Below are 22,641 nucleotides of genomic sequence, written 5' to 3' on the forward strand. Positions count from 1 at the left end.
CACTAAATTGCCGCTTCAGGGTGAATTGCACCGGGCCCAACTTCCGCCTACCTTGGAACCTTTCCGAAATGCGCTATATTCAGTTCGTTGTTTTATTGGTGTCCCATGTTCAAACGTAGCCTCATTCTCGCCTTCATGGCCTTTGCCGCACCGGGTTTCGCCGATCCGCCCGCCATTTTGAATGTCACGGTCGATCGACAGGGCGATTTGTGGAAGTTTGACGTCACCATCCGGCACAACGACAGTGGCTGGGACCACTATGCCGACGCTTGGCGCATTCTGGACCCCGATGGCAAACCCTTGGGCACCCGAAATCTGGCACATCCGCATGTGAAAGAGCAGCCCTTCACCCGCTCGCTTTCTGGCGTGCGCATCCCCGAAGGGATGACGGAGGTCAGCATTCAAGCGCGCGACAGTGTCAGCGGCTGGTCTTCTGAATTGGTGACGATCCCGCTGCCCTGACCTGCGCCCTTTCAGACCCGGTGGTAAGGCCCGCCAGAGAGGATCGCGGCGGCGCGGTAAAGCTGTTCGGCCAGCATGACCCGCACCAGCATATGCGGCCAGACCATCTTGCCAAAAGAGAGAGCATGATCCGCCTCTGCCCGCAGGCTGGGGTCGATGCCATCGGCGCCGCCGATGACAAAGGCCAAATCCCCCGCCCGGCGTCCCGCCAATTGCCAAGCCGTTCGGCGAATGCGGGGGAGGTTTCGACCTTGCCGCGTTCATCCAGTACGCAGATCACCGCCCCTTGGGGATCGCCCGCCGTAACAGCACGGCTTCGGCGGCCATGCCGCCGTTCTTCTTGTCTTCCATCTCGACCACGCGCGCGGGACCAAGGCCCAGACCGCGCCCGGTCCGGTCGAACCGGGTCAGATAATCATCGACAAGGGATTTCTCCGGACCGGCGCGAAGCCGGCCCATGGCACAGATGTGAACCCGCATGACCTAGGCCCGCAAAGCGGGATCAGTGCGGTGCCGCTGTGGCCGCGTCGTCGCCGCCCAGCCACATCTTTTCAAGCTGGTAGAATTCACGCACTTCGGGCCGGAAGACATGCACGACAACGTCGCCTGTGTCGATCAAGACCCAGTCGCCGGTTTCGCGGCCTTCCATCTTGGACGTGCGTCCGGTGGCGTCTTTGACGGCCTGCGCCAGCTTTTCCGAGATCGCCGAAACCTGCCGCGTGGAGCGGCCCGAGCAGATCACCATATAGTCGCCGATGGCCGTCTTGCCGCGCAGATCGATCTGCACGATATCTTCGGCCTTGTCGTCATTCAGCGAGGAAAGGATAAGCGCCAGCAGGTCGTCGCTGGTTGCGATTTGCGAGGCGGCAGTCATTGCAGCCCCATGGTCAGCAGCCTGCGCTGCGTCAACGTTAAGAGACAGGACATTGTCCTCCTTCGTAAATAGCACCATCAATGCTGAACGCTTGCCCCGGTGCCGAGCAGCCCCAATTTAGCGACCCGGGGTTTATTTTTCAATGGATCGCGTTGCCATAGCGTTAACCACGGCGCAAATCCCCGCTCACTCAGGCATATCCCGCGATGCCGCGGCGCGCGACAGGGCCAGTTGACTGTCTTCGATGACTTTTACCTCGCGCTGCGGGAAGGGGATGGAGATGCCGTGTTCCTTGAAGGCATCCCAAAGCGCCAGATAGACATTGCCGCGAATATTGGTCAGCCCGCCGGTTGGATCCTTGATCCAAAAGCGCAGGATGTAATCCACCGACGAATCGCCAAAGCCCACGATATGGCAAACCGGGGCCTTGTAGCTCAGCACCCGGTCGACGCCCTTGGCCGCCTCCACCGCCAGTTTGCGCACCAGATGCGGATCGTCGGAATAGGCCGTGCCGAAATAGATATCGAGCCGCACAAAGTCATTGGAGTGGGACCAGTTCACCACCTGCCCGGTGATCAGGTCTTCGTTCGGGATCAGGTATTCCTTACCGTCCCGCGTCACCACAGACGCATAGCGCGCGCCGAGCGTTTGGATCCAGCCAAAGGTCTCGCCCAGACTGATCACATCGCCGGGCTTGATCGACTTGTCAAGCAGGATGATCACGCCAGAGACGAGGTTCGACACCACCTTTTGCAGACCGAAACCAAGGCCCACACCGATTGCGCCCGACAGTACCGCAAGCCCGGTCAGGTCAATCCCCACCGCCCGCACACCGATGAAGAACGCGAGCCCGTAGAGCAGGATTTGCACCCCCTTCACGGCCAGCACCTGCATGGAGGGGCTGATGTCTTCGTTCTTGCGGATCGTCGCGGCGGTGGTTGTGCTGACCAGCCGCGCCATGGTCAAAAGCGCACCGACCACCACCAGCGCGGTCAGAATGGTCAACACCGAAAGGCGGAATTCGCCCACAGTCAGCGCGACCCCGTCGAGAAACAAGGCCACATCATCGGCGACGTTCAGCATGTAGAGCGTGGCATAGATCCACAGCCCCCATGTCACCATGCGGCGCAAGGGTCGGTTGCGCACCAGACGCGCGGCGAAAGCGATACCCACATAGATCGCCGCCAGCGTCGCTGCCAAACCGATGAGATAGGACCGTGACGGCCAAGTCACGTTCTGCATCACCTGATAGAGCAGCCCCGCCAGCAAAGCGAACCAGATCAGCCCCAAACGCCGCTTGACCTGCACCACAACACGCAATTGCCACTTGGACCAGCCTTCGCGGGAGCGGACCCAGTTTTGCAACATCACGCCGGTGACCCGGTGCAACACCCACGCCAGCGCCACCAAGGCCAGCAGGATCAGGATTTGGTTTTGCCGCCAACCGGGGCTCAGAATGCTTTCCCCAAAGCCGAGCACCCCGTCGAACAAAGCCTGAAGCGACAGCAGAAAGTTCGAAAACGGGTGGCTTTCAGGGATCATGGGCGGCCTTTGCAGCTAGGGAGGATCACGGTCGCACAGGCTTTGCGCCGGGGCAAGATGACCCGCAGCCCACCCCCTGCCTCCAAGACGATCACGACACCTTGCGAGACTCGCTCAGGCGCTATATCCCTTGCCCCATGATACTGGTGTTTGATCTTTGCGACCGTGCGCGTCTGCGCGAACGCTTTTTCGGCGCGACGCATAGCGTTCTGGCGCGACTATAAGCCGCCCCTCTCAGCCACACCCATAGCCATTCCAAACCACGGGAGAGGACCATCATGTCCCCCAAGACGCTTTACGATAAAATCTGGGACGCCCATGTCGTCCACGAAGCCGATGACGGTACCTGCTTGCTTTATATCGACCGTCACCTCGTCCACGAAGTGACCAGCCCGCAGGCCTTTGAAGGGCTGCGCATGTCGGGCCGCACGGTGCGCGCACCGGACAAGACCATCGCCGTGCCGGACCACAACGTGCCGACCACAGAGGGCCGCGAAGACCCCGAAGCGATGACCGAGGACAGCCGCATTCAGGTCTCCGCCCTCGACAAGAACGCGCGCGAGTTCGGCGTGCATTACTACCCCGTCTCGGACGTGCGCCAAGGCATCGTGCATATCGTCGGCCCCGAGCAGGGCTGGACCCTGCCCGGCATGACCGTGGTCTGCGGCGACAGCCACACCGCGACCCACGGCGCTTTCGGCGCGCTGGCCCACGGCATCGGCACCTCGGAGGTCGAACATGTCCTTGCCACCCAAACGCTGATCCAGCGCAAGGGCAAGAACATGAAGGTCGAGATTACCGGCAAGCTGCGCCCCGGCGTCACGGCCAAGGACATCACCCTTTCCGTCATCGGCGCCACCGGCACCGCGGGCGGCACTGGCTATGTCATCGAATACTGTGGCGAGGCGATCCGCGACCTGTCGATGGAAGGCCGCATGACCGTCTGTAACATGGCGATCGAAGGCGGCGCACGCGCGGGCCTCATCGCGCCGGATGAGAAGACCTTCGAGTATTGCAAAGGCCGCCCCCACGCTCCGAAAGGCGCACAGTGGGAAGCGGCGATGGACTGGTGGAAAACCCTCTTCTCTGACGAGGACGCCCATTGGGACAAGGTCGTGACGCTCAAGGGCGAAGACATCGCACCGGTTGTCACATGGGGCACCTCCCCCGAAGACGTGCTGCCGATCGACGCGACGGTCCCCTCGCCCGAAGACTTCAAGGGCGGTAAGGTCGATGCCGTGAAACGTGCGTTGGAGTATATGGACCTGAAACCGGGTCAAAAGCTCACCGATATCGAGATCGACACCGTCTTCATCGGCTCCTGCACCAACGGCCGCATCGAAGACCTGCGCGCCGCTGCCGAAGTGCTGAAGGGCAAGAAGATCAAGGACGGTCTGCGCGCCATGGTCGTGCCCGGCTCCGGCCTCGTCCGGGCGCAGGCCGAGGAGGAAGGGCTGGCGGACATTTTCCGCGAGGCCGGTTTCGAATGGCGTCTGGCGGGCTGCTCCATGTGTCTGGCGATGAACCCCGACCAGCTTGCCCCCGGCGAACGCTGCGCGGCCACGTCGAACCGCAACTTCGAGGGGCGTCAGGGCTATAAGGGCCGCACGCATCTCGTGTCGCCCGGCATGGCCGCCGCCGCCGCACTCACCGGTCACCTGACCGACCTGCGCGAACTGGCGTGAGCGACCGGGGGATGGATACCGGGCGCGTTGCGCAGGGCTCAGTCGGCCTTGCGCAGCTCGCTGCCGGACTTCAGCACTTCGCTGCCGTCGTCCTGTTCGATCTTATAGGCCGGTTCGTCATCGCTCGCCTTGCGGGTCACCTCGCTGCCCTGCAGCTTCAGCGTGATCTTCTGCGTGTATTTCTTGACGATCTTGCCGGTCCCGGTGCCATTGCCCCAGTCCCATTCCACCTTCGTGCCGGTTTGGTACGACATGCCATGCCCTCCTGATACACCATTTGCCTAGAACGCGCCGTCAGCCGGCGCGGTTCCCGCACTCTCCGAAGGATACCCCGATGGAAAAGTTTACAGAAATCACCGGCACCGCGGCTCCCATGCCGTTGGTGAACATCGACACCGACATGATCATCCCCAAGGTCTTTCTCAAGACAATCAAACGCTCCGGCCTTGGCGTGAACCTGTTCGACGAAATGCGCTATGACCGCGAAGGCAACGAAATCCCCGATTTCGTGCTGAACCAACCGCAATATCGCGACGCGCAGATCCTCGTGGCGGGCGACAACTTTGGCTGCGGCTCGTCGCGCGAACACGCGCCTTGGGCGATCCTCGATTTCGGCATCCGCTGCGTCATCGCACCCAGCTTTGCCGACATTTTTTACAACAACTGCTTCAAGAACGGCATCCTGCCCATTGCCCTGCCGCAAGAGCAGGTCGACGTGCTGATGAAAGACGCCGAAAAAGGATCGAACGCGCGGATGACCATCGATCTGGAAGGCCAGACCGTAACCACGTCAGATGGTGAGACATTCCCCTTCGAAGTGGACGCCTTCAAAAAGCACTGCCTTCTCAACGGGCTGGACGACATCGGCCTCACGCTCGAAAAAGGTGCCGCGATTGACAGCTACGAGGATTCGCTGGGCCAAAGCCGCCCTTGGGTCTAACGCCTGGCCTGCATGATCAAACTTGTGGGCGCGAACCGCGCGCCCACAAGATGTTGCCGCCTGCCATCAAACCGCCACGGAATTGATGCAAGAAGGCACCACCCCCACCCTCAAAATACCCCAGTATCCTGCTCTTCTCTCTGCGGAGCCTTGAGGCATGTGCGGAAAGAAGGCAAAAATTGGACCAGAATGAGGCACACCCCATCAACCGGGGGCATCAAGTTGGAACAAGCACGCGGCATCGTATCGCGGCTGGCCAGTTTGAAAGGGCAGAGCAGTGATCGGACGAATGACAGGCGCGGCGACGCGTGGCCTATTGGTGGCGCTATTGATTGCCATCCCGGCGCTTCTCTTGCCGGGGTCCGATGCGGAATCCAGCCAGATCACCGTGCTGCTCGCCTGTATCGCGGCGATCCTGACCTTCATGGAATACAACGCCCGCCAGCCCGGCATCGTCGAATTTCGCGACGCGCCGCCTTTCAATCGGCTGCGCTTCATCAGTCTGCTCTTCACGATCCTCGTCCTGTCGCTTATCGCGCGGGGCCAAACGGCCCCCACCCTGCTGACCGGCGCGCTCACGGCGCTTGGCACGATACTGGGCAATGCGCTTGATTTCCCCTATTCCCCGGTGCGTCTTGTGGTGCTGATGATGCCCGCCGACGCCCCTCTCGAGGCGGTCAACCTGATCCGCACGGCGGCGGGTCTGGCCTATCTGGTCTCGCTCATCGCGTTGGCAACCTTCGTGGTGCTGGTGCGCGTTATGGGCTGGCCCGCACGCCAAGGCGCTTTCAACGTCTGGGTGAACCTGCCACTTTTCGACCCCACCGCTGGGGGCGATGTGCTCTACCGGCTGCAACGGGACGCGCGGATCAACATCGCGCTTGGCTTCCTTCTGCCCTTCTTCATCCCCGCAGTGGTCAAGGCCACCGCCGATCTGCTAGATCCAATCTCACTGAGCAATCATCAAACCATGATCTGGACAATAAGCGCATGGGCATTCCTTCCGGCCAGTATGATCATGCGCGGCATCGCCATGGGGCGGGTAGCCGAGATGATCCACGACAAACGCCGCCGCGCCTACGCCGAAGCGCATATGCAGGCCGCCTGATCCGCTTCCTGCTGGCGCTGCTCCTGCTGACCGACACCGCGCAGGCCGAACCGCTGCGCATCGCTACCTTCAATACAGAATTGTCGCGCAAAGGGCCGGGCCTGCTCCTGCGTGATATCCTACGCGGGGACGACCCGCGGTTGCCTCCGTGATCGAAACCATCACCAGCGCCGATCCCGATATCATCGCGCTACAAGGCATCGACTACGATCTCGAACAGGCCGCCCTCAACGCCCTCGCCGACGCCCTCTCCGCCGCGGGCGCGCCCTACCCCCACCGCTTCGCCGCGCCGCCCAATGCAGGCCGCCAAAGCGGCGTCGACCTCGACGGTGACGGCAGGCTCGGCACCCCCGTGACGCCCAAGGCTATGGCCGTTTCTTCGGCCAAGGCGCCATGGCGATCCTCTCACGCCACCCGATCCAAGAGGGCGGGCTCCAAGATTTCAGCACCCTCCTCTGGCGCGACCTCCCCGATACACTCTACCCGATGATCGACGGCGCCCCCTTTGCGGGGGCCGAGGCCCACACCACGCAGCGCCTCTCTTCCAACGGCCACTGGTCCCTGCCGATCCAAACCCCGGAGGGCCCCGTCACGCTGCTGACATACCACGCCACCCCGCCGGTCTTCGACGGCCCCGAAGACCGCAATGGCCGCCGCAACCATGACGAAACCATCTTCTGGCTCCACCACCTTGATGGAACGATCGGAACGCCCCCGACACCCCCCTTCGTTCTGCTGGGAGACGCCAATCTCGACCCGCAACGCGGCGACGGGCGCGGCGAAGCCATTGCCGCCCTCCTCTCCAATCCTCCGCTGCAAGACCCCCTGCCGCACCGCCCCACGGTCAACTGGGCCCAAACCGGCCCGATGCGCGTCGACTACATCCTGCCCTCGCGCGACTGGGAAGTCAGTGACGCTGGCCTCATCTGGCCCAAGGGCGAAAGCGCCAGCCGCCATGCCCTCGTCTGGGTCGACCTCACCCGCTGACGCCCCCTATCTTGACCCTCCGGAACCCGCAGGCTACCCAATCTCCAACCGTATTTTCAGGAGTTTCCCATGGCCAACCCATCCTTGCTCATCCTCCCCGGCGACGGCATCGGCCCCGAGGTCATGGCGCAGGTCACGCGCATCATCGACTGGTTCGGCGAAAAGCGCGATCTGGCCTTCGACGTAGAGCATGAACTGGTCGGCGGCGCGGCCTATGACAAACACGGCACCCCGCTGCATGACGACACGATGGCCCGCGCCCTCGAAGTCGACGCGGTGCTGCTGGGCGCCGTGGGCGGCCCGAAATACGACGACCTCGACTTCTCCGTGAAACCAGAACGCGGCCTGCTCCGCCTGCGCAAGGAAATGGACCTCTTCTCCAACCTGCGCCCGGCACAATGCTTCGACGCGCTGGCCGATTTCTCCTCGCTGAAAAAAGACGTGGTCGCGGGCCTCGACATCATGATCGTGCGCGAACTCACCTCCGGCGTCTATTTCGGTGAGCCGCGCGGCATCTTCGAGGAAGGCAACGAACGCGTCGGCATCAACACGCAGCGCTACACCGAAAGCGAGATCGAGCGCGTTGCCCGCTCCGCTTTTGAACTCGCCCGCCGCCGCGGCAACAAAGTCTGCTCCATGGAGAAAGCCAACGTCATGGAAAGCGGCATCCTGTGGCGCGAAGTCACCCAACGAGTGCGCGACGCCGAATACCCGGATGTCGAACTCAGCCACATGTATGCCGACAATGGCGCCATGCAGCTCGTGCGCGCGCCCAAACAGTTCGACGTGATCGTCACCGACAACCTCTTTGGCGACATCCTCAGCGACTGCGCCGCCATGCTGACCGGCAGCCTCGGCATGCTGCCCTCCGCCAGCCTCGGCGCACCCAATGCCGATGGCCGCCCCAAGGCCCTCTACGAGCCCGTTCACGGCTCCGCCCCCGACATCGCAGGCCAAGGCAAGGCCAACCCGATCGCCTGTATCCTCAGCTTCGCCATGGCGCTGCGCTATTCCTTCGACCAAGGCGAAGAAGCCGCCCGTCTGGAAAAAGCCGTCGAACGCGCGCTGGCCGATGGCGCCCGCACCCCCGACTTGATGGGCCCCGAAGGCGGCACCCCCATCACGACCGAGGAAATGGGCGACGCCATCCTCAAAGCCCTCGACGCCAGCCTATAAGAAACTAAGGCGGGGTCTCACGCCCCGCCCCTTCCCCTTCATCCTTTCTCAAATACCCTCGGGGAGCAGCCGCAGGCTGCGGGGGCAGCGCCCCCAATTACCCCCGCTTTCCGCAAACGCCACGCAAAATCCCTGCAACTGACCAATTGCCAAAGCTGCCAAGCTGCGCTATTGCGCTGCACATCGGTCGGGCTGTAGCGCAGCCTGGTAGCGCACCTGCTTCGGGAGCAGGGGTCGGAGGTTCGAATCCTCTCAGCCCGACCAGATACCCCCCACAGCTCCCTAGGCCCAAAACTCGGATCGCTCCGCTCAGCCGTAGACCTTGAGCAGCATCCAGACCCCCATGCCCAGCATCATGACGTTCTCAGTAAGCGAGACGAACCCAAGCGGCACATTGCTCGACCCGCCGACGCAGGCGCATTTCAGTTCGCGTTTGTCGACATAGACCGCCTTGATCACCGAAACCGCGCCAATCGCGCCGATCACGATCGCCACGGGGGCCGAGAGCCAGGTCAGCGCCCCGGCGGTCATCAGAATACCCGCCAGCGCCTCCCCGAATGGATAGACCTTGCCATAGGGCACCCATCGCTGCGCCAGCAGGTCATAGTTCAGAAACATCGTCGAGAAGCTTTCGATATCCTGCAACTTCTGAACGGCGAGGAAACACATGGAGATCGAGATGAACCACTCGAAGGCCCGAAGTGTGAAGATGTTGCCGAATGCGTACCAAGAGAGCCCCAGTGCCATCAGGAAGGCCACGCCGAAAATGGCAATGACGGGCTGATAGCTGGTGTCCGATTGCTCTTCCTTGGGCTTGCCCAAACCGAAATGCACGCGCAGATCGTCGTAGCCGCCAATCCGCTCCCCCTCGATGAAAGTCTGCGGCGTGGTCTCCACACCCTCTTTCGCCATGAAGGCATCGGTCTCTTCGCGGGTCGTGAGGTGGTGATCTTCGACGTGATAGCCTTGCCGCTCCAGCAGGTCTTTCGATTTCAACCCGAAGGGACAGAGGTGTTGTTCCATCACCATCCGGTAGAGTTTCGCGGTCTTGCCCTGTCCTTCGGCCATCCTAACCTCCTTTTGCCTTTTCGAACGACGTCTCAAAGGAGGAACAAGTTTCCAGCGCAGGAGAGTTCCGCAAAGGGGCGATTTAGGTCAACCGGCAACCCTGCGCAGCGCGGCAGCGCGATGCCGCTCAGGCCAGTTTTCCCAGATGCGCGGCAGGAATCGTGACTGTCCAAGTCAGGGCGTTTTCGCTGGTCACCGTTTCCGCCGCGCCATTGACCATCGCGGGGGCCAATACAGACAGAACCTTGCTCCCGAAACCGGTGGCCTTGTTGGCTGAGGGGTCAAAGGTAATGCCGGTCTCGATCCACTGGAAACGCAGCCCCCCCTTTTCGGTATGAGACCAGTGGCATTGGATATCGCCGCAGCCGTCGCTCATCACCCCGTATTTCGTGGAATTCGTCGCCAGTTCATGCAGCGCCATGCCGATCAGTTGCAACGCCTGCGGTCCCAAAGCGACAGAGGGGCCATCCACATCCACCGCCTTGGCCTGCAAATGCAAAAACGGGTCCAACTGCGCGCGCACCAACTCAGCCAGATCCACCGAAGACCAGCCGCCATCGACCAGCAAATCGGTGGAGCGGGCCAGCGCCTGAATACGGGCCCCGAAGGATTTGTTGAACTCCGCGAGAGAGGCCGCCGAACTCGCCGTTTGACGCTGCATCGCCGTGACCAGAGAGAGCATGTTCTTGGCGCGGTGGATGACCTCACGCGAGACGAGATCGCGCACCTCTTCGGCCTTGCGCGTGGCGGTCACATCATGGTGGATGTTCGAGATCGAGACGATATCCCCCGAAAGTGTCCGAATGGGCGTGCAGGCGATGGTGACATGGCGCTCGGTGCCGTCCTTGGCCACGCGCACCGCATTGAATTGGCGCAGCTTGCCGGCCATGATCTGATCGCGATACTCAAGCACCCGCGTCGGCCACTCCGGCGGATACAAAAGCTCGACCGACTGGCCCAAAGCCTCCTCTTCCGTATAGCCGTAGAGCCGCTCGGCTGCCGGATTCCAGCTGATGATGCGGCCTTCCATGTCATAGGTCAGGATCGCTTCGCCCGTGGTGGCCACGAGGGCGGCAAAGGTTTCCGCCTGCACATGGGCACGTTCGATATCATCATGCGCCATGCGGCGCGTCGTGACATTGCGGTGCTGCAACAGCAGGCAAGGCGCGCCTTGGATCGTCAAGCGGTTGGCGTTGAGTTGAAACCAGCGCCGCACCCCCGGCCCATCGCAGGGGTATTCCCCTCAAAGGAAGTCCCGGTTTTCAGCGCTTGGCGCAGCCCTTCCAGAACCGTTTCCGCCTGCACCACGGCACCCATGGCCGCCGCTTCGCAGATGTCAAAGTAATTGGCCCCGACGTAATGCGTTCCGGCATCGCCGCCATTCTCTTCGCAAAACAGTTTCCACGCCATATTGACCGCGACAATCTTGCCGGTGGCGTCAAGAATGACCACCTCATCGGTCATCGCCTCGATCAATTCGTAATGGCTGGCGTCGAGCGTGACGCTTTGGGTGCTTTTCAACATAGCCCCACCATAGCGCGAATTCGACATTGTCTAAAGTTAACTTAGGTTTAATCGTTAAGGCCAGAATCCTTATTTTATCGGGTTTTGGCGGAAACCCTCCTGCCTCTGCGGCGGCTGCTCGCCCGCGCGTGAGGCTTGCAATCCGCGCAAATTCTGAAATAAGCCCCGCCATCCGGTCGCAGCCTACCCGGACATCAAAACAAGGGCCCCAAAATGAAAACACTTGTCATCTGCTCAGGCGGACTCGATTCCGTGTCGCTTGCGCATATCACCGCCGAGGTGCGTCACCTCACCCGGCTCGTCTCCTTCGACTATGGCCAGCGCCACCGCAAAGAGGTCGATTTCGCCCGGGCGGCGGCCGAACGGCTGGGCGTGCCGTTTCACCTGATCGACATGCGCGGGATCGGTGCGGCGCTATCGGGCTCCGCCCTGACCGATGATATCGACGTGCCCGATGGGCATTACGCCGAAGACACGATGAAGATCACCGTCGTGCCGAACCGCAATGCGATCATGCTGTCGATCGGCTTTGGCATTGCCGCCGCGCAGGGGGATGAGGCGGTGGCCACTGCCGTGCATGGCGGCGATCATTTCATCTATCCCGACTGCCGCCCCGGTTTCACCCGCGCCTTCGATGCGATGCAGCAGGCCGCGCTCGACGGCTATGCCGACGTGCGGCTGCACACGCCCTTCGTAGAGCACAGCAAGGCCGAGATCGTCCGCCAAGGCGCGCAGCACGGCACGCCCTTCGCTGAGACGTGGTCCTGCTACAAGGGCGGCGCGGTCCATTGCGGGCGCTGCGGCACCTGTGTCGAACGGCGCGAAGCCTTTCATCTGGCCAAGATTACCGATCCCACGGTCTACGCCGACCCCGACTATTGGACCACGGCCCTCGCCGCGCAGGGGGAAGGCTGATGTTCCGCATTCGCAAGGAATTCCACTTCTCCGCCAGCCACCAGTTGACCCACCTGCCCGACGATCATCAATGCGCGCGGCTGCATGGGCACAACTACATCGTCGTGGTCGAACTGGCCGCCGAGACGCTCACTGCCGATGGTTTCGTGCGCGATTACCACGACTTGAAACCGCTCAAGACCTATATCGACGATCACTTTGACCACCGGCATCTGAACGATGTGCTGGACGGCCCCTCCACCGCCGAGAACATGGCGAAACATTTCCACGACTGGTGCGCCGCCCGCTGGCCCGAGACCTCTGCCGTGCTGGTCAGCGAGACCCCGAAAACATGGGCGGAATACCGGCCATGACCCTGCGCATCGCCGAGATCTTCGGCCCCACCATTCAGGGCGAAGGCGCGCTGATCGGGGAGCCGACGGTATTCGTCCGCGCGGGCGGCTGTGACTATCGGTGCAGCTGGTGCGACAGCCTGCATGCCGTCGACAGCCAGTACCGCCATAGCTGGACCCCCATGTCGACCGAGGACATCTGGCGCCAGATCCGCAAGCTTTCCAAGGACCAACCGCTGACCGTCTCCCTCTCGGGTGGCAATCCGGCGATACAGGATTTCGGCCCGCTGATCCGCATGGGCAAGGCCGCGGGCTATCGTTTCGCCTGCGAGACCCAAGGCTCTATCGCGCGGCCATGGTTTGCCGAGCTTGATACGCTCGTGCTCTCCCCCAAACCGCCATCAAGCGGTGAGCGCGTCGATTGGAACGCATTCGACGCCTGCCGGACCCTCGGCGCGCAGGCGCGGCAGCAGGTGATGAAAATCGTGATCTTTGACGAGATCGACTACCATTGGGCGCGCGAAGTGCATGCCCATCACCTCGATATCCCGCTCTACCTTCAACCCGGCAACCCCGAGGTCGACCCCGCCACGCCGGTGGACCCGCAGGCGCTGGCCGACCGTTTGGGCTGGCTGACCGAGCTTGCCATGACCGATCACTGGTTCGCCCCCCTTATCCTGCCGCAGCTTCATGTCCTGATCTGGGGCAACAAGCGCGGCGTCTGACCGATGGAGACCCCCATGTCCGACGACATCTACAGCAATCTGAAACAGCTCGGCGGGGAAACCCGCATCCCCGCCAGCCCCGAAGAGGCCGAGCTTGAGCGTGTGCCGAACCCGCAGGCCGATGTGGCCTATAACGTGCGCTTCACCGCGCCGGAGTTCACCTCGCTCTGCCCGATGACCGGCCAGCCCGACTTTGCCCATCTGGTGATCGACTATGTGCCCGGCCCGTGGCTCGTGGAATCGAAATCGCTCAAGCTGTTTTTGACCTCCTTCCGCAATCACGGCGCCTTTCATGAGGATTGCACCATCTCCATCGCCCGCCGCTTGGCCGAGTTCCTCGACCCGCAATGGCTGCGGATCGGGGGCTATTGGTATCCGCGCGGCGGCATTCCCATCGATGTGTTCTGGCAAACCGGCCCCCTGCCCGAGGGCGTCTGGATCCCCGATCAAGGGGTGCCGCCCTACCGCGGGCGCGGCTGACCGGGCCCTCCCTACCTCCTACCCCCGCAGCATTCGGGGCGCGCGCCCACCCGCCCGCGCCCCGTTTTTTTCGGTGAAAACCGTGTGTTTTAGATCACAATATCTTCAGCAACTGCCTTCTTCCTTGAACCTCCAGCGGAGAAAGGCCGTTAGTCTCTCATACACGCATACGACCCTGCCCCGCGCAGAGAGGTCAACCACGGAGCGACCACATGCTGACAAGACGTCATTTCATTCAGACCACCACGGCGCTATTTTCCGGCGCAATTGCCACCCCCTGATGGCCCGCACGCGCCCAAGCGCGGCAGAGAAGGCCGCATGGGATGCGCAGGTCACCCCAGCGGGCTTTGACCCGGCGACGAGCAACCCTTGGGGCGTCCACCCGCGCTTCTTGCCGCAGCGGGTCGTGGCGAATGACAACCTGCGCGTCGGTGACATCCACGTCGATGCGGTGGCGCGCTATATCTATCATATCGAAGAGGGCGGCACCGCCATGCGCTACGGCGTGGCGATTGCCCGTGGCAATCTTTATGAGCCGGGCACTTATACGATCAAGCGCAAGGTGCAATGGCCCCATTGGACGCCCACCCAAAACATGATCAAGCGCGATCCCGAGCTTTACGCGGGCCTCGAAGACGGCGTGCCGCCCGGCCCGGAAAACCCCTCGGCTCGCGGGCGCTTTACCTCTTTGAAGGAAACCGCGACACCTATCTGCGCATCCACGGCACCCCGCAGCCGCAGAGCATCGGGGGCCGGGCAAGCTCAGGCTGTGTGCGGATGATCATGGCGCATATCAACCAGCTCTACCCGAATGTGCAGACCGGCTCGACAGCCTATCTCTATTCGGCGGAAGAAAGCGTTGTTGCCAGCAGCTAAGCTGGAACGAAAAACGGGGGCCGCTTGGCAGCCCCCGTTTCTATGTCAGGCTTGGCGTTTGGTGCAGATCGGATTGCCGCCTACCGCCCGCAGCGGCACCAGCGTCGTCTCGACCGGGCCGTTGTGCTGATACCAATAGCAGCCATCCTCCGGCAGCAACCGCGCCGTCGACAGATCTTGGTTCGGCGCGGCAAGGCTCACCACCGCCTCTGGCAGATTGCCCACACGGGCCGAGCCGCCCTGCGGCCCACTCGCCGGCACCGTACACCCGGCAACGGCCAGCAAGGCCGCCCCGATCACAAAAGTTCCTGTTTTCATCAAAGCCTCTGCCATTCCTGATTATATCTGGGGCAATCTGACAGACCGGATGGGGATTTCAAGGCACAAGGGGGTGAGGATGGTCGACAGCGCCCTACGCGCCGAATGGCGACCCCGGCAGGATTCGAACCTGCAACCTGCCCCTTAGGAGGGGCTGCTCTATCCAGTTGAGCCACGGGGCCGACAGGCTTGGGTTTAGCGCAAGCGTCTGGCGATGTCATCGGCAGATTGGCAACCGAATGACTGCGCCTTGCAGCAGGGCTGCGGCAATGCTTGATCGCGCCTCCCGCTTCGCGCTACCTATGGGTGAGGCAAACAGGAAAACCAAATTGACCACACCCCCCAAACGCCCGTTGACCCTGCGTGATGTGTCCGATGCTTGCGGCGTTTCCGAGATGACGGTCAGCCGCGTCCTGCGCAAGCGTGGCGACGTGTCGGAGGCCACCCGCAACCGTGTTCTCGCCGCCGCCAAGGCGCTTGGCTATGTGCCCAACCAGATCGCCGGATCGCTGGCCAGCCAGCGCGTGAACCTTGTGGCGGTCGTGATCCCTTCACTGGGCAATATGGTGTTCCCCGAAGTCCTGAACGGCATCAACCAAGTGCTCGAAGACACGCCCCTGCAGCCGGTCGTGGGGGTGACGGACTACCTGCCCGAGAAGGAAGAGCGGGTGCTTTATGAGATGCTCTCATGGCGGCCCTCTGGCGTCATCATCGCGGGGTTGGAGCATTCCGACGCCACCCGCGCCATGCTGCGCAATGCGGGCATTCCGGTGGTCGAGATCATGGACACCGATGGCAAACCCGTCGATGCGATGGTGGGGATCTCCCACCGCCGCGCCGGGCGCGAGATGGCACAGGCGATCCTGCGCGAGGGCTATGAGCGGATTGGCTTCATGGGCACGAAAATGCCCCTCGACCACCGCGCGCGCAAACGGTTTGAAGGTTTTACCGAAGGGCTCGCCAAGGCGGGGGTCGAGATCGAAGACCGGGCCTTTTACTCCGGCGGCTCCGCGCTGGCCAAGGGGCGCGAGATGACGCAAGAGATGCTCGAACGCTCGCCTGACCTTGATTTTCTATATTATTCCAACGACATGATCGGTGCGGGTGGGCTGCTGCATCTGATCGACCAAGGCATCGACATTCCCGGTCAGATCGGCCTTGCCGGGTTCAACAACGTGGAACTGCTGCAAGGTCTGCCGCGTCAATTGGCGACGATGGACGCTTGCCGGAACGAGATCGGTCAGGCGGCGGCGCGGATCATCCTCAACCAGGCCCAGCCCGAGCCGGACCCGGAAATGCAAACCCAGATCACCCTGACGCCAACGCTGTCGCTGGGCGATACCCTGCGCCGCCGCCGTCAGGGGTGAGCCGCCCAAGGCTCGGCAATGGCGCCGCGCGGCGGTTGTTTCTGGCGCGTCACCTGCTGTCGGACCCGCCGCAGGGCCCAGCCAAGGGCGCGGCACTGCTCAAGCTGATCCATGATCTGGGCTTTGTGCAGCTCGACAGCATCAACACGGTGGCGCGGGCGCATGATCTGATCCTGTTCGCCCGCCGTCCGCGCTATCGCCCCGCTGCGCTCAAGCGGCTTTATGAAAAAGACCGGGCGCTCTTTGAGCATTGGACCCATGACGCCGCCGTCATCCCGATGGAATTCTACCCGCAATGGCATCTGCGCCGAACCCGCGATGCGGCCAAGTTGCTGGGCCGCTGGAAGGATTGGCAGCGGCACGACTTCGAAACACAGATGCAAAACGTGCTCGCGCAGGTCCGGGCCGAGGGCAGCGTCACCTCATCCGACGTGGGCCGCGACGAGCCGCGCAGCAGCGGCGGCTGGTGGCAGTGGCATCCCTCGAAAACCGCGCTGGAATATCTGTGGCGCAGCGGCGCGCTGGCCGTGACCGGGCGCGAGGGGTTTCGCAAGCGCTATGACCTGACCGAGCGGGTGGTGCCCGACGCGCTGCGTGACCCGGCGCATGCCCCCGACATAGAGCAGACGATCGACTGGTGCTGCGATCAGGCGCTGGCGCGCTTGGGTTTTGCCACGGCAGGGGAATTGGCCGCCTTCTGGGCCCATATCTCCCCCGCCGAGGCGCGCGGCTGGTGCGCGGCAGAACAAGCCGCGGGGCGGCTGGAGGAGATCGACGTTGAGGCCGCCGACGGCAGCCTGCGGCCCGCCTTTGCCCGCCCCGGCTGGGCCGATGACCCCGCCCTTACCCACGAACCGCCCAAACGGCTCCGGGTGCTCAGCCCCTTCGACCCCGCCCTGCGCGACCGCAAACGCGCCGCCCGGCTTTTCGGTTTCGACTACCGGATCGAGGTCTTCGTGCCCGAGGCGCAGCGCGAATACGGCTACTATGTCTTTCCGCTGTTACAGGGCGACAGGCTGGTGGGGCGGGTCGATATGAAGGCGCATCGCGATCTGGACGTCTTGCACGTCACCGCGCTCTGGCCCGAACGCGGGGTTCGCTGGGGCAAGGGGCGGCAAGCGGCCTTCGAGGCAGAGCTGCAACGCCTCCTCCCGCTGGCTGGGGTGCGCCGGGTCAGCTTCACCGACGGTTGGCTGCGCGTGCCACATTAGCCGAAACGGGGCGGCAGCAACCCTGCGTGAAACCAGTTGAGATAGCTGTGGATCGAATGCACGGGCCGCCCGGTCGCCGCCGCGATGTCGGAGGCATATGGCACCATGTTGGTGCATTCCAAAAGGATCGCCCCGACATCCGCGTGGGCCTCCACCAGCCGCTGCGCCGCCTGCACCATCTCGGCCCGTGCCTGCCCCACGTCGAGGTCGGGCAGATTGCCGAGGATCGTTCGGGCGAAACTACTGCCCTCCATCCCCACCACCGGGCTGCCCTCGGGCACAGCCGCCGCGCGCAAATGGGCGGGCGAAAGCGTGGCGGCGGAGATCGTCAAGATGCCCACCCTTTGCCCCGGCGGCAGGCAGGCCGCGATCTGCGCCGCCTGCTCCAACGCAGAGGCGGCGACAGGCACGCCCAGCGCTTCGGCGAGGCGAGGCCGGATCAGCGCCAAGAACCCGCAGGTGGTGGCGATGCCCGTGCAGCCTTCGGCGATCAAGTCGCGCCCCACAGCGATAAAAGCCTGCACGAAGGGCTCGATATCGTCGCACACGATCGCTTCAGGCGTGGCCCCCGGCACCACCGCATAGCGCACCGGGAAATCCCAACTGCCCGCATGGCCGACATCCCCCAGAATGCGGGGAAACCGCGTGTCCAGCATGAGGATTCCCAGCCGCGCGCCCGTCTCGTTTGTCATATGCCCTCCGTTTGGGCGCAGGGTGCCTTTGCGGGCAGGGCGAGACAAGCGAAACCCTAACGATGACATTTTATCAGCATTTTGTTGACGTGATGATTTTTTGTGTAAAAGATGCCCCAAAGGAAACAAGCCATGACCCAACGCGAAATCGAAAGCCGCCACCCATGAGCCAGCATGTCGTCGTTATCGGCGCCGGGATCGTCGGCGTCTCTGCTGCGATCTGGCTGCGCCGCGCCGGGGCGGAGGTGACACTGGTCGACCGGGCCGAGCCTGGGCGCGGCACCTCGCATGGCAATGGTGGCGTGCTGGCGGCGGCGGGCGTCGCGCCGGTGACCGGCCCGGGCCTGCTGCGCAAATCACCGGGGATGCTGCGCGACCCTGAGTTTCCGCTGTTCCTGCGCTGGCCCTATCTGGCCCGCCTGCTGCCATGGCTGCGCCGCTACATGGCCCACGCCAATGACCGCGATACCCGCCGCATCTCTGCCGGGTTGGTGCCCATCGTGAGCGACAGCGTGGCGCAGCACAAAGCCCTCTGCGCCGATCTGGGGCTGGAGGATTGGGTCCGCGACAGCGACTATTGCTTTGCCTATACCAACCGCGCGGCCTTCGAGGCTGAAGCCTACACATGGGCGCTGCGCCGCGAGACGGGTTTCGAGCCGGAAATCATCGAAGGCGGCGCGGTCAGGGAATTCGACCCGGCCTATGGGCCGCAGATCACCTGCATCGCACGGCTGGCCGACCACGGCTTCATCGCCGACCCCGGCAGCTATGTCCGGGCGCTGGCCAAAGCCTTCGAGAAGATGGGCGGCACCATCCGGCAGGCCGAGGTGCAGGACGTAGCGATCACCGACGAAGAAGTCACTTCGGTCCTCACCGATCAAGGCCCCCTGCCCTGCGATGACGTGCTGCTGGCGACTGGTGTCTGGTCGAAACCGCTCATGCGCAAACTGGGGATCAACGTGCCGCTGGAATCCGAACGCGGCTACCACATCGTCTTCAAGGATGCTGAGGGCGGTCCGTCGCGCCCCACCATGATGGCGGCGGGCAAATTTGTCGCCACGCCCATGGCCGAAGGGCTGCGCTGTGCCGGGATCGTCGAGTTCGGCGGGCTGGAAGCGGGCGCGTCCAAAGCCCCCCTGGCGCTGCTGCGCCGTCAGGCCAAGGCCGCCTTTCCCCATCTCACCGCCACGGAAGAGATCGAATGGCTGGGGCACCGACCCGCCCCCAGCGACTCGCTGCCCCTCATCGGGCAGATCGGGACGAGCCGGGTCTACACTGCCTTCGGGCACCATCACATCGGGTTGACGGGCGGGCCGAAAACGGGCCGACTGATCGCCGGATTGATCACGGGGCAGACGCCAAACACGGACCTGACCCCGTATCACCCCCAACGCTTCGACGGTTGACGCCAAGCGTGGGACTGCAACAACAAGGGAGAAACCACATGACACTGACAGCAAGACTGATGGCCGGCGCGGCAATGACCGCGCTGACGCTGGGCACCGCCATGCCCGCCTTCGCGGCCGAGAAATGGGACATGCCGATGGCCTATTCGGCCTCGAACTTCCACTCCGAGAACGGTGTGCAATTCGCCGAATGCGTGGGCGAGAAGACCGGCGGCGAGATCGAGATCACCGTGCACCCGGGCGGCGCGCTCTTTGCTGGCGCGGACATCAAGCGCGCGATCCAGACCGGGCAGGTCCAGCTGGGCGAGCGTCTGCTCTCCGGCCACCAGAACGAGAACGCGGTCTTCGGCTTTGACTCCATCCCCTTCCTCGCGCCCTCTTTCGAGGCGAGCGCGCAGCTTTGGGAAGCCGCCAAGCCCAAGGTTGAATCCGTGCTGGAAGAGCAGAACCTCGTCCTGCTTTATAACGTGCCATGGCCGCCCCAAGGGCTCTACTTCAAAAAGGAAGTCGACTCGGTCGAGGACATGAAGGGCGTGAAGTTCCGCTCTTACAACAACACCACCGCGCGCCTGGCCGAACTGACCGGCATGTCGCCCGTCACCATTGAGGCCGCCGAAGTCAGCCAAGCCTTCGCCACCGGTGTCGCGGAATCGATGATTTCTTCGGGTGCCACCGGCTATGACCAGAAGGTCTGGGAAAGCCTCACGCATTTCTACGAAGTCGACGCATGGTTGCCGCGCAACTATGTGATGATCAACGCCGATGTTTGGGCCGAAGTCTCGGACGCGAACAAAGAGGCGATCACCACCTGCGCGACCGAGGCCGAAGAGCGGGGGCTGCAAGCGTCCAAGGACTACACTCAGTTCACCTATGACGGGCTGCGCGAAGGCGGCATGAACGTGGAACCGGCCAACGAAGAGCTGATGTCGGGCCTGCGTGAGGTGGGTGAGACCATGACGCAAGAATGGCTCGAAGCCGCGGGCGAAGACGGTCAGGCGATCGTCGACGACTACAAGGCGATGCAATAATCACGAAACCTGCGGCGGCCCGTCACCCGGGCCGCCGTTCTCATGCCCGGGCATGACTTGACGGAGGGAGAGCCGCATGAAGGCGCTGCGCAGACTATTGGACGGGCTTTATACTGGGGCGGGGGCGCTTGCCGCGCTCTGTCTGGTGGCCATCCTTACCTTGATCGTGGCCCAGATGGTCGCCCGTTGGACCGGCAATGTCTTTCCCGGCGCTGCCAGCTATGCGGGCTATGCCATGGCCGGGGCCAGTTTCCTCGCCTTCGCCAATGCGCTCAACCGCGGCTCGCATATCCGCGTGTCGATCCTGCTTAACGCGCTGAGCGCGGGCGGGAAGCGGCTGCTGGATATCTGGTGTTTCGCCGTGGCGGCGGCGGTCGCGTGGTATTTCACCTATTACGCCTATTGGTTCGTCTACTGGTCGTGGAAGTTCCACGAAGTCAGTCAAGACCAAGACGCCACCGCGCTGTGGATACCCCAATCGGTCATGGTGATCGGCGGCGGCATCCTTGCCATCGCGCTGACGGACAATCTTTTGCACCTCATCTTCAAGGGCGACCACCGCGTCACCCGTGACCTAGTCGATCAAAGCTTCGGGGAATGACGCCATGACCGAGATCTATGCCATCACCCTGTTTCAGATCGTCCTTTTCTTCCTCCTTGGCACCGGCGTCTGGGTCGGCCTTGCCCTGATGGGCGTGGCTTGGGTCGGGATGGAGCTTTTCACCACCCGCCCCGTGGGCGACGCCATGATCACCACGATCTGGGCCAGTTCCTCAAGCTGGACGCTGACCGCGCTGCCGCTCTTTGTCTGGATGGGCGAGATCCTCTACCGCACGCGGCTGTCGCAGGACATGTTCCGCGGGCTGTCGCCTTGGCTGGCGAAACTGCCGGGCGGGCTGGTGCATACCAATATCGTCGGCTGCACGGTCTTTGCCGCCGTCTCGGGCTCTTCCGCCGCTACGCTGACCACCGTAGGCAAGATGTCGATCCCCGAACTGCGCGCGCGCAACTATCCTGAAAAGATGATCATCGGCACGCTGGCGGGTGCGGCCACGCTGGGGCTGATGATCCCGCCGTCGCTGGCGCTGATCGTCTATGGCGTGACAGTGAACGAAAGCATCACCAAACTCTTCTTCGCGGGCGTCCTGCCCGGCCTGCTGCTGGCGCTGATGTTCATGGGCTATGTCGCCGTCACCAGCATGCTGTCGAAGGACTGGAACCCCGATGCCGAAACCGGCATGAGCTTTGGCGAAAAGCTGCGCAACTCGCGTTTCCTGCTGCCGGTCTTTGCGCTGATCACGGTCGTGATCGGATCCATGTACCTCGGCTTTGCCACGGCGACCGAGGCGGCGGCCATCGGCGTCATCGGTTCCCTCACACTGGCGCTGTTCCAAGGCTCGCTGAACTGGCACAGCTTCCGCGAGAGCCTGATGGGGGCGATGCGGACCTCTGCGATGATCGCGCTGATCCTTGCGGGCGCGGCCTTCCTGAAACTGTCGATGGGCTTCACCGGTCTGCCCGCGCGCTGGCCGACGGGATCGCGGCGATGGAGCTCTCGCGCTTCGAGCTTCTGATGGCGCTCTTGGTCTTTTATATCGTGCTGGGCATGTTCCTCGACGGCATCTCCTCGGTCGTGCTGACGATGGCGGTGGTCGAGCCAATGGTGCGCAGCGCGGGCATCGATCTGATCTGGTTCGGCATCTTCGTGGTCGTGGTCGTTGAAATGGCGCAGATCACCCCGCCGATTGGCTTTAACCTCTTCGTGCTGCAGGGCATGACCAACCACGAGATGGGCTATATCACCAAGGCCGCGCTGCCGATGTTCGCGATTATGGTCTTCATGGTCTTCGTGCTGATCTGGTTCCCCGAAGTGGCCACATGGCTGCCCGAAAACCTGCGCAGCGCACCGGTTTAGCGGTGAAGGG

Annotated in this window: 22 protein-coding genes, 2 tRNA genes and 4 pseudogenes; 18 read left to right on the forward strand and 10 right to left on the reverse strand. The window is 63.0% G+C overall.

Annotated elements, in window-relative coordinates; translation table 11 throughout:
- The first annotated feature begins 105 nt into the window (after positions 1 to 105).
- A complete protein-coding gene (locus tag CUR85_RS06700) occupies positions 106 to 462 on the forward strand; it encodes a hypothetical protein (protein WP_067268520.1) in 357 nt (118 codons plus the stop codon).
- 11 nt (positions 463 to 473) lie between these two features.
- Here CUR85_RS06700 and rlmH read toward each other — a convergent pair.
- From rlmH to CUR85_RS06715, 3 genes and pseudogenes are all read right to left on the reverse strand, one after another.
- Positions 474 to 942: pseudogene (rlmH, locus tag CUR85_RS06705) on the reverse strand (23S rRNA (pseudouridine(1915)-N(3))-methyltransferase RlmH).
- A gap of 22 nt (positions 943 to 964) precedes the next feature.
- Entirely contained in the window at positions 965 to 1,336 is a 372-nt protein-coding gene (gene rsfS, locus CUR85_RS06710; RefSeq protein WP_067268516.1) for a ribosome silencing factor, read from the reverse strand.
- A gap of 186 nt (positions 1,337 to 1,522) precedes the next feature.
- A complete protein-coding gene (locus CUR85_RS06715; protein WP_067268515.1) occupies positions 1,523 to 2,878 on the reverse strand; it encodes a mechanosensitive ion channel family protein in 1,356 nt (451 codons plus the stop codon).
- 278 nt (positions 2,879 to 3,156) lie between these two features.
- On the opposite strand from CUR85_RS06715, the gene leuC reads away from it, so the two are divergent.
- Positions 3,157 to 4,563 carry a 3-isopropylmalate dehydratase large subunit gene (gene leuC, locus CUR85_RS06720; protein WP_067268511.1) on the forward strand — a complete coding sequence of 469 codons (1,407 nt, stop codon included), beginning with the start codon at positions 3,157 to 3,159 and terminating at the stop codon, positions 4,561 to 4,563.
- A gap of 38 nt (positions 4,564 to 4,601) precedes the next feature.
- Here the strand turns inward: leuC and CUR85_RS06725 are convergent, their stop codons facing one another.
- Entirely contained in the window at positions 4,602 to 4,817 is a 216-nt protein-coding gene (locus CUR85_RS06725) for a hypervirulence associated TUDOR domain-containing protein (RefSeq protein ID WP_067268510.1), read from the reverse strand.
- An 80-nt stretch (positions 4,818 to 4,897) separates the two neighbouring features.
- Between CUR85_RS06725 and leuD the strand changes: the two genes are divergently transcribed.
- The 5 genes and pseudogenes from leuD to CUR85_RS06750 all read left to right on the forward strand — a co-directional run bounded on the left by leuD (position 4,898) and on the right by CUR85_RS06750 (position 9,038).
- The gene (gene leuD / locus CUR85_RS06730) at positions 4,898 to 5,503 is read left to right on the forward strand and encodes a 3-isopropylmalate dehydratase small subunit (RefSeq protein ID WP_067268508.1); all 606 of its coding nucleotides are present in this window, start codon (positions 4,898 to 4,900) and stop codon (positions 5,501 to 5,503) included.
- Between the two features lie 277 nt (positions 5,504 to 5,780).
- A complete protein-coding gene (locus tag CUR85_RS06735) occupies positions 5,781 to 6,611 on the forward strand; it encodes a hypothetical protein (RefSeq protein WP_067268506.1) in 831 nt (276 codons plus the stop codon).
- A pseudogene (locus CUR85_RS06740) lies at positions 6,608 to 7,598 on the forward strand (endonuclease/exonuclease/phosphatase family protein). Before CUR85_RS06735 ends, CUR85_RS06740 begins: the two are co-directional and overlap by 4 nt.
- Before the next feature lie 69 nt (positions 7,599 to 7,667).
- On the forward strand, positions 7,668 to 8,774 hold the full coding sequence (leuB, locus tag CUR85_RS06745) for a 3-isopropylmalate dehydrogenase (protein WP_067268505.1): 1,107 nt from the start codon (positions 7,668 to 7,670) through the stop codon (positions 8,772 to 8,774).
- A gap of 188 nt (positions 8,775 to 8,962) precedes the next feature.
- Positions 8,963 to 9,038, forward strand: a tRNA-Pro gene (locus CUR85_RS06750).
- A 45-nt stretch (positions 9,039 to 9,083) separates the two neighbouring features.
- Here the strand turns inward: CUR85_RS06750 and CUR85_RS06755 are convergent.
- The 3 genes from CUR85_RS06755 to CUR85_RS06765 all read right to left on the reverse strand — a co-directional run bounded on the left by CUR85_RS06755 (position 9,084) and on the right by CUR85_RS06765 (position 11,366).
- Positions 9,084 to 9,842: a MauE/DoxX family redox-associated membrane protein gene (locus tag CUR85_RS06755; RefSeq protein ID WP_067268503.1), complete on the reverse strand. Its 759-nt coding sequence runs from the start codon at positions 9,840 to 9,842 to the stop codon at positions 9,084 to 9,086.
- A gap of 127 nt (positions 9,843 to 9,969) precedes the next feature.
- Positions 9,970 to 11,058 carry a sensor histidine kinase gene (locus tag CUR85_RS06760; protein WP_280322322.1) on the reverse strand — a complete coding sequence of 363 codons (1,089 nt, stop codon included), beginning with the start codon at positions 11,056 to 11,058 and terminating at the stop codon, positions 9,970 to 9,972.
- Positions 11,022 to 11,366 (reverse strand): hypothetical protein, encoded by a 345-nt coding sequence (locus tag CUR85_RS06765; protein ID WP_280322324.1) that lies wholly within the window; start codon positions 11,364 to 11,366, stop codon positions 11,022 to 11,024. Before CUR85_RS06765 ends, CUR85_RS06760 begins: the two co-directional genes overlap by 37 nt.
- A gap of 213 nt (positions 11,367 to 11,579) precedes the next feature.
- Between CUR85_RS06765 and queC the strand changes: the two genes are divergently transcribed.
- The 5 genes and pseudogenes from queC to CUR85_RS06790 all read left to right on the forward strand — a co-directional run bounded on the left by queC (position 11,580) and on the right by CUR85_RS06790 (position 14,694).
- The gene (queC, locus tag CUR85_RS06770; protein ID WP_067268499.1) at positions 11,580 to 12,281 is read left to right on the forward strand and encodes a 7-cyano-7-deazaguanine synthase QueC; all 702 of its coding nucleotides are present in this window, start codon (positions 11,580 to 11,582) and stop codon (positions 12,279 to 12,281) included.
- A complete protein-coding gene (gene queD / locus CUR85_RS06775; protein WP_067268498.1) occupies positions 12,281 to 12,634 on the forward strand; it encodes a 6-carboxytetrahydropterin synthase QueD in 354 nt (117 codons plus the stop codon). The genes queC and queD overlap by 1 nt, the downstream gene beginning before the upstream one ends.
- Positions 12,631 to 13,338, forward strand: coding sequence for a 7-carboxy-7-deazaguanine synthase QueE (gene queE / locus CUR85_RS06780; RefSeq protein WP_067268497.1), 708 nt, complete (start codon positions 12,631 to 12,633; stop codon positions 13,336 to 13,338). The genes queD and queE overlap by 4 nt, the downstream gene beginning before the upstream one ends.
- A 15-nt stretch (positions 13,339 to 13,353) precedes the next feature.
- A complete protein-coding gene (gene queF / locus CUR85_RS06785) occupies positions 13,354 to 13,818 on the forward strand; it encodes a preQ(1) synthase (protein WP_067268534.1) in 465 nt (154 codons plus the stop codon).
- A 212-nt stretch (positions 13,819 to 14,030) separates the two neighbouring features.
- A pseudogene (locus CUR85_RS06790) lies at positions 14,031 to 14,694 on the forward strand (L,D-transpeptidase).
- A 45-nt stretch (positions 14,695 to 14,739) separates the two neighbouring features.
- Here CUR85_RS06790 and CUR85_RS06795 read toward each other — a convergent pair.
- Both CUR85_RS06795 and CUR85_RS06800 read right to left on the reverse strand, forming a co-directional pair.
- Positions 14,740 to 15,012: a hypothetical protein gene (locus tag CUR85_RS06795; protein ID WP_067268532.1), complete on the reverse strand. Its 273-nt coding sequence runs from the start codon at positions 15,010 to 15,012 to the stop codon at positions 14,740 to 14,742.
- 106 nt (positions 15,013 to 15,118) lie between these two features.
- Positions 15,119 to 15,194 (reverse strand) — tRNA-OTHER (locus CUR85_RS06800).
- Between the two features lie 147 nt (positions 15,195 to 15,341).
- Here CUR85_RS06800 and CUR85_RS06805 point away from each other — a divergent pair.
- Together CUR85_RS06805 and CUR85_RS06810 are read left to right on the forward strand one after the other, a co-directional pair.
- On the forward strand, positions 15,342 to 16,379 hold the full coding sequence (locus CUR85_RS06805) for a LacI family DNA-binding transcriptional regulator (RefSeq protein WP_067268531.1): 1,038 nt from the start codon (positions 15,342 to 15,344) through the stop codon (positions 16,377 to 16,379).
- Positions 16,376 to 17,590: a winged helix-turn-helix domain-containing protein gene (locus CUR85_RS06810; RefSeq protein ID WP_136720250.1), complete on the forward strand. Its 1,215-nt coding sequence runs from the start codon at positions 16,376 to 16,378 to the stop codon at positions 17,588 to 17,590. Before CUR85_RS06805 ends, CUR85_RS06810 begins: the two co-directional genes overlap by 4 nt.
- Here the strand turns inward: CUR85_RS06810 and CUR85_RS06815 are convergent.
- Entirely contained in the window at positions 17,587 to 18,282 is a 696-nt protein-coding gene (locus CUR85_RS06815; RefSeq protein WP_067264957.1) for an aspartate/glutamate racemase family protein, read from the reverse strand. The genes CUR85_RS06810 and CUR85_RS06815 overlap by 4 nt on opposite strands.
- 164 nt (positions 18,283 to 18,446) lie before the next feature.
- Between CUR85_RS06815 and CUR85_RS06820 the strand changes: the two genes are divergently transcribed.
- The 4 genes and pseudogenes from CUR85_RS06820 (at position 18,447) to CUR85_RS06835 (ending at position 22,631) form a co-directional block, all read left to right on the forward strand.
- Entirely contained in the window at positions 18,447 to 19,688 is a 1,242-nt protein-coding gene (locus tag CUR85_RS06820; RefSeq protein WP_067264959.1) for an NAD(P)/FAD-dependent oxidoreductase, read from the forward strand.
- 38 nt (positions 19,689 to 19,726) lie between these two features.
- Positions 19,727 to 20,716, forward strand: a complete 990-nt coding sequence (locus CUR85_RS06825) for a TRAP transporter substrate-binding protein (RefSeq protein WP_067264962.1) — start codon at positions 19,727 to 19,729, stop codon at positions 20,714 to 20,716.
- Between the two features lie 76 nt (positions 20,717 to 20,792).
- Entirely contained in the window at positions 20,793 to 21,317 is a 525-nt protein-coding gene (locus tag CUR85_RS06830; RefSeq protein ID WP_067264971.1) for a TRAP transporter small permease, read from the forward strand.
- Positions 21,318 to 21,321: 4 nt separating this feature from the next.
- Positions 21,322 to 22,631, forward strand: a pseudogene (locus tag CUR85_RS06835) (TRAP transporter large permease).
- Positions 22,632 to 22,641 lie beyond the last annotated feature (10 nt).

The organism is Sulfitobacter faviae (assembly GCF_029870955.1).
GTDB classification, from domain to species: Bacteria; Pseudomonadota; Alphaproteobacteria; order Rhodobacterales; family Rhodobacteraceae; genus Sulfitobacter; species Sulfitobacter faviae.

Coding starts and splice junctions, on each gene's coding strand:
- CUR85_RS06700 (WP_067268520.1), top strand. CDS start 106: ATGTTCAAACGTAGCCTCATTCTCGCCTTCATGGCCTTTGCCGCACCG.
- rsfS (WP_067268516.1), bottom strand. CDS start 1,336: ATGACTGCCGCCTCGCAAATCGCAACCAGCGACGACCTGCTGGCGCTT.
- CUR85_RS06715 (WP_067268515.1), bottom strand. CDS start 2,878: ATGATCCCTGAAAGCCACCCGTTTTCGAACTTTCTGCTGTCGCTTCAG.
- leuC (WP_067268511.1), top strand. CDS start 3,157: ATGTCCCCCAAGACGCTTTACGATAAAATCTGGGACGCCCATGTCGTC.
- CUR85_RS06725 (WP_067268510.1), bottom strand. CDS start 4,817: ATGTCGTACCAAACCGGCACGAAGGTGGAATGGGACTGGGGCAATGGC.
- leuD (WP_067268508.1), top strand. CDS start 4,898: ATGGAAAAGTTTACAGAAATCACCGGCACCGCGGCTCCCATGCCGTTG.
- leuB (WP_067268505.1), top strand. CDS start 7,668: ATGGCCAACCCATCCTTGCTCATCCTCCCCGGCGACGGCATCGGCCCC.
- CUR85_RS06755 (WP_067268503.1), bottom strand. CDS start 9,842: ATGGCCGAAGGACAGGGCAAGACCGCGAAACTCTACCGGATGGTGATG.
- CUR85_RS06765 (WP_280322324.1), bottom strand. CDS start 11,366: ATGTTGAAAAGCACCCAAAGCGTCACGCTCGACGCCAGCCATTACGAA.
- queC (WP_067268499.1), top strand. CDS start 11,580: ATGAAAACACTTGTCATCTGCTCAGGCGGACTCGATTCCGTGTCGCTT.
- queD (WP_067268498.1), top strand. CDS start 12,281: ATGTTCCGCATTCGCAAGGAATTCCACTTCTCCGCCAGCCACCAGTTG.
- queE (WP_067268497.1), top strand. CDS start 12,631: ATGACCCTGCGCATCGCCGAGATCTTCGGCCCCACCATTCAGGGCGAA.
- queF (WP_067268534.1), top strand. CDS start 13,354: ATGTCCGACGACATCTACAGCAATCTGAAACAGCTCGGCGGGGAAACC.
- CUR85_RS06795 (WP_067268532.1), bottom strand. CDS start 15,012: ATGAAAACAGGAACTTTTGTGATCGGGGCGGCCTTGCTGGCCGTTGCC.
- CUR85_RS06815 (WP_067264957.1), bottom strand. CDS start 18,282: ATGACAAACGAGACGGGCGCGCGGCTGGGAATCCTCATGCTGGACACG.
- CUR85_RS06820 (WP_067264959.1), top strand. CDS start 18,447: ATGAGCCAGCATGTCGTCGTTATCGGCGCCGGGATCGTCGGCGTCTCT.
- CUR85_RS06825 (WP_067264962.1), top strand. CDS start 19,727: ATGACACTGACAGCAAGACTGATGGCCGGCGCGGCAATGACCGCGCTG.
- CUR85_RS06830 (WP_067264971.1), top strand. CDS start 20,793: ATGAAGGCGCTGCGCAGACTATTGGACGGGCTTTATACTGGGGCGGGG.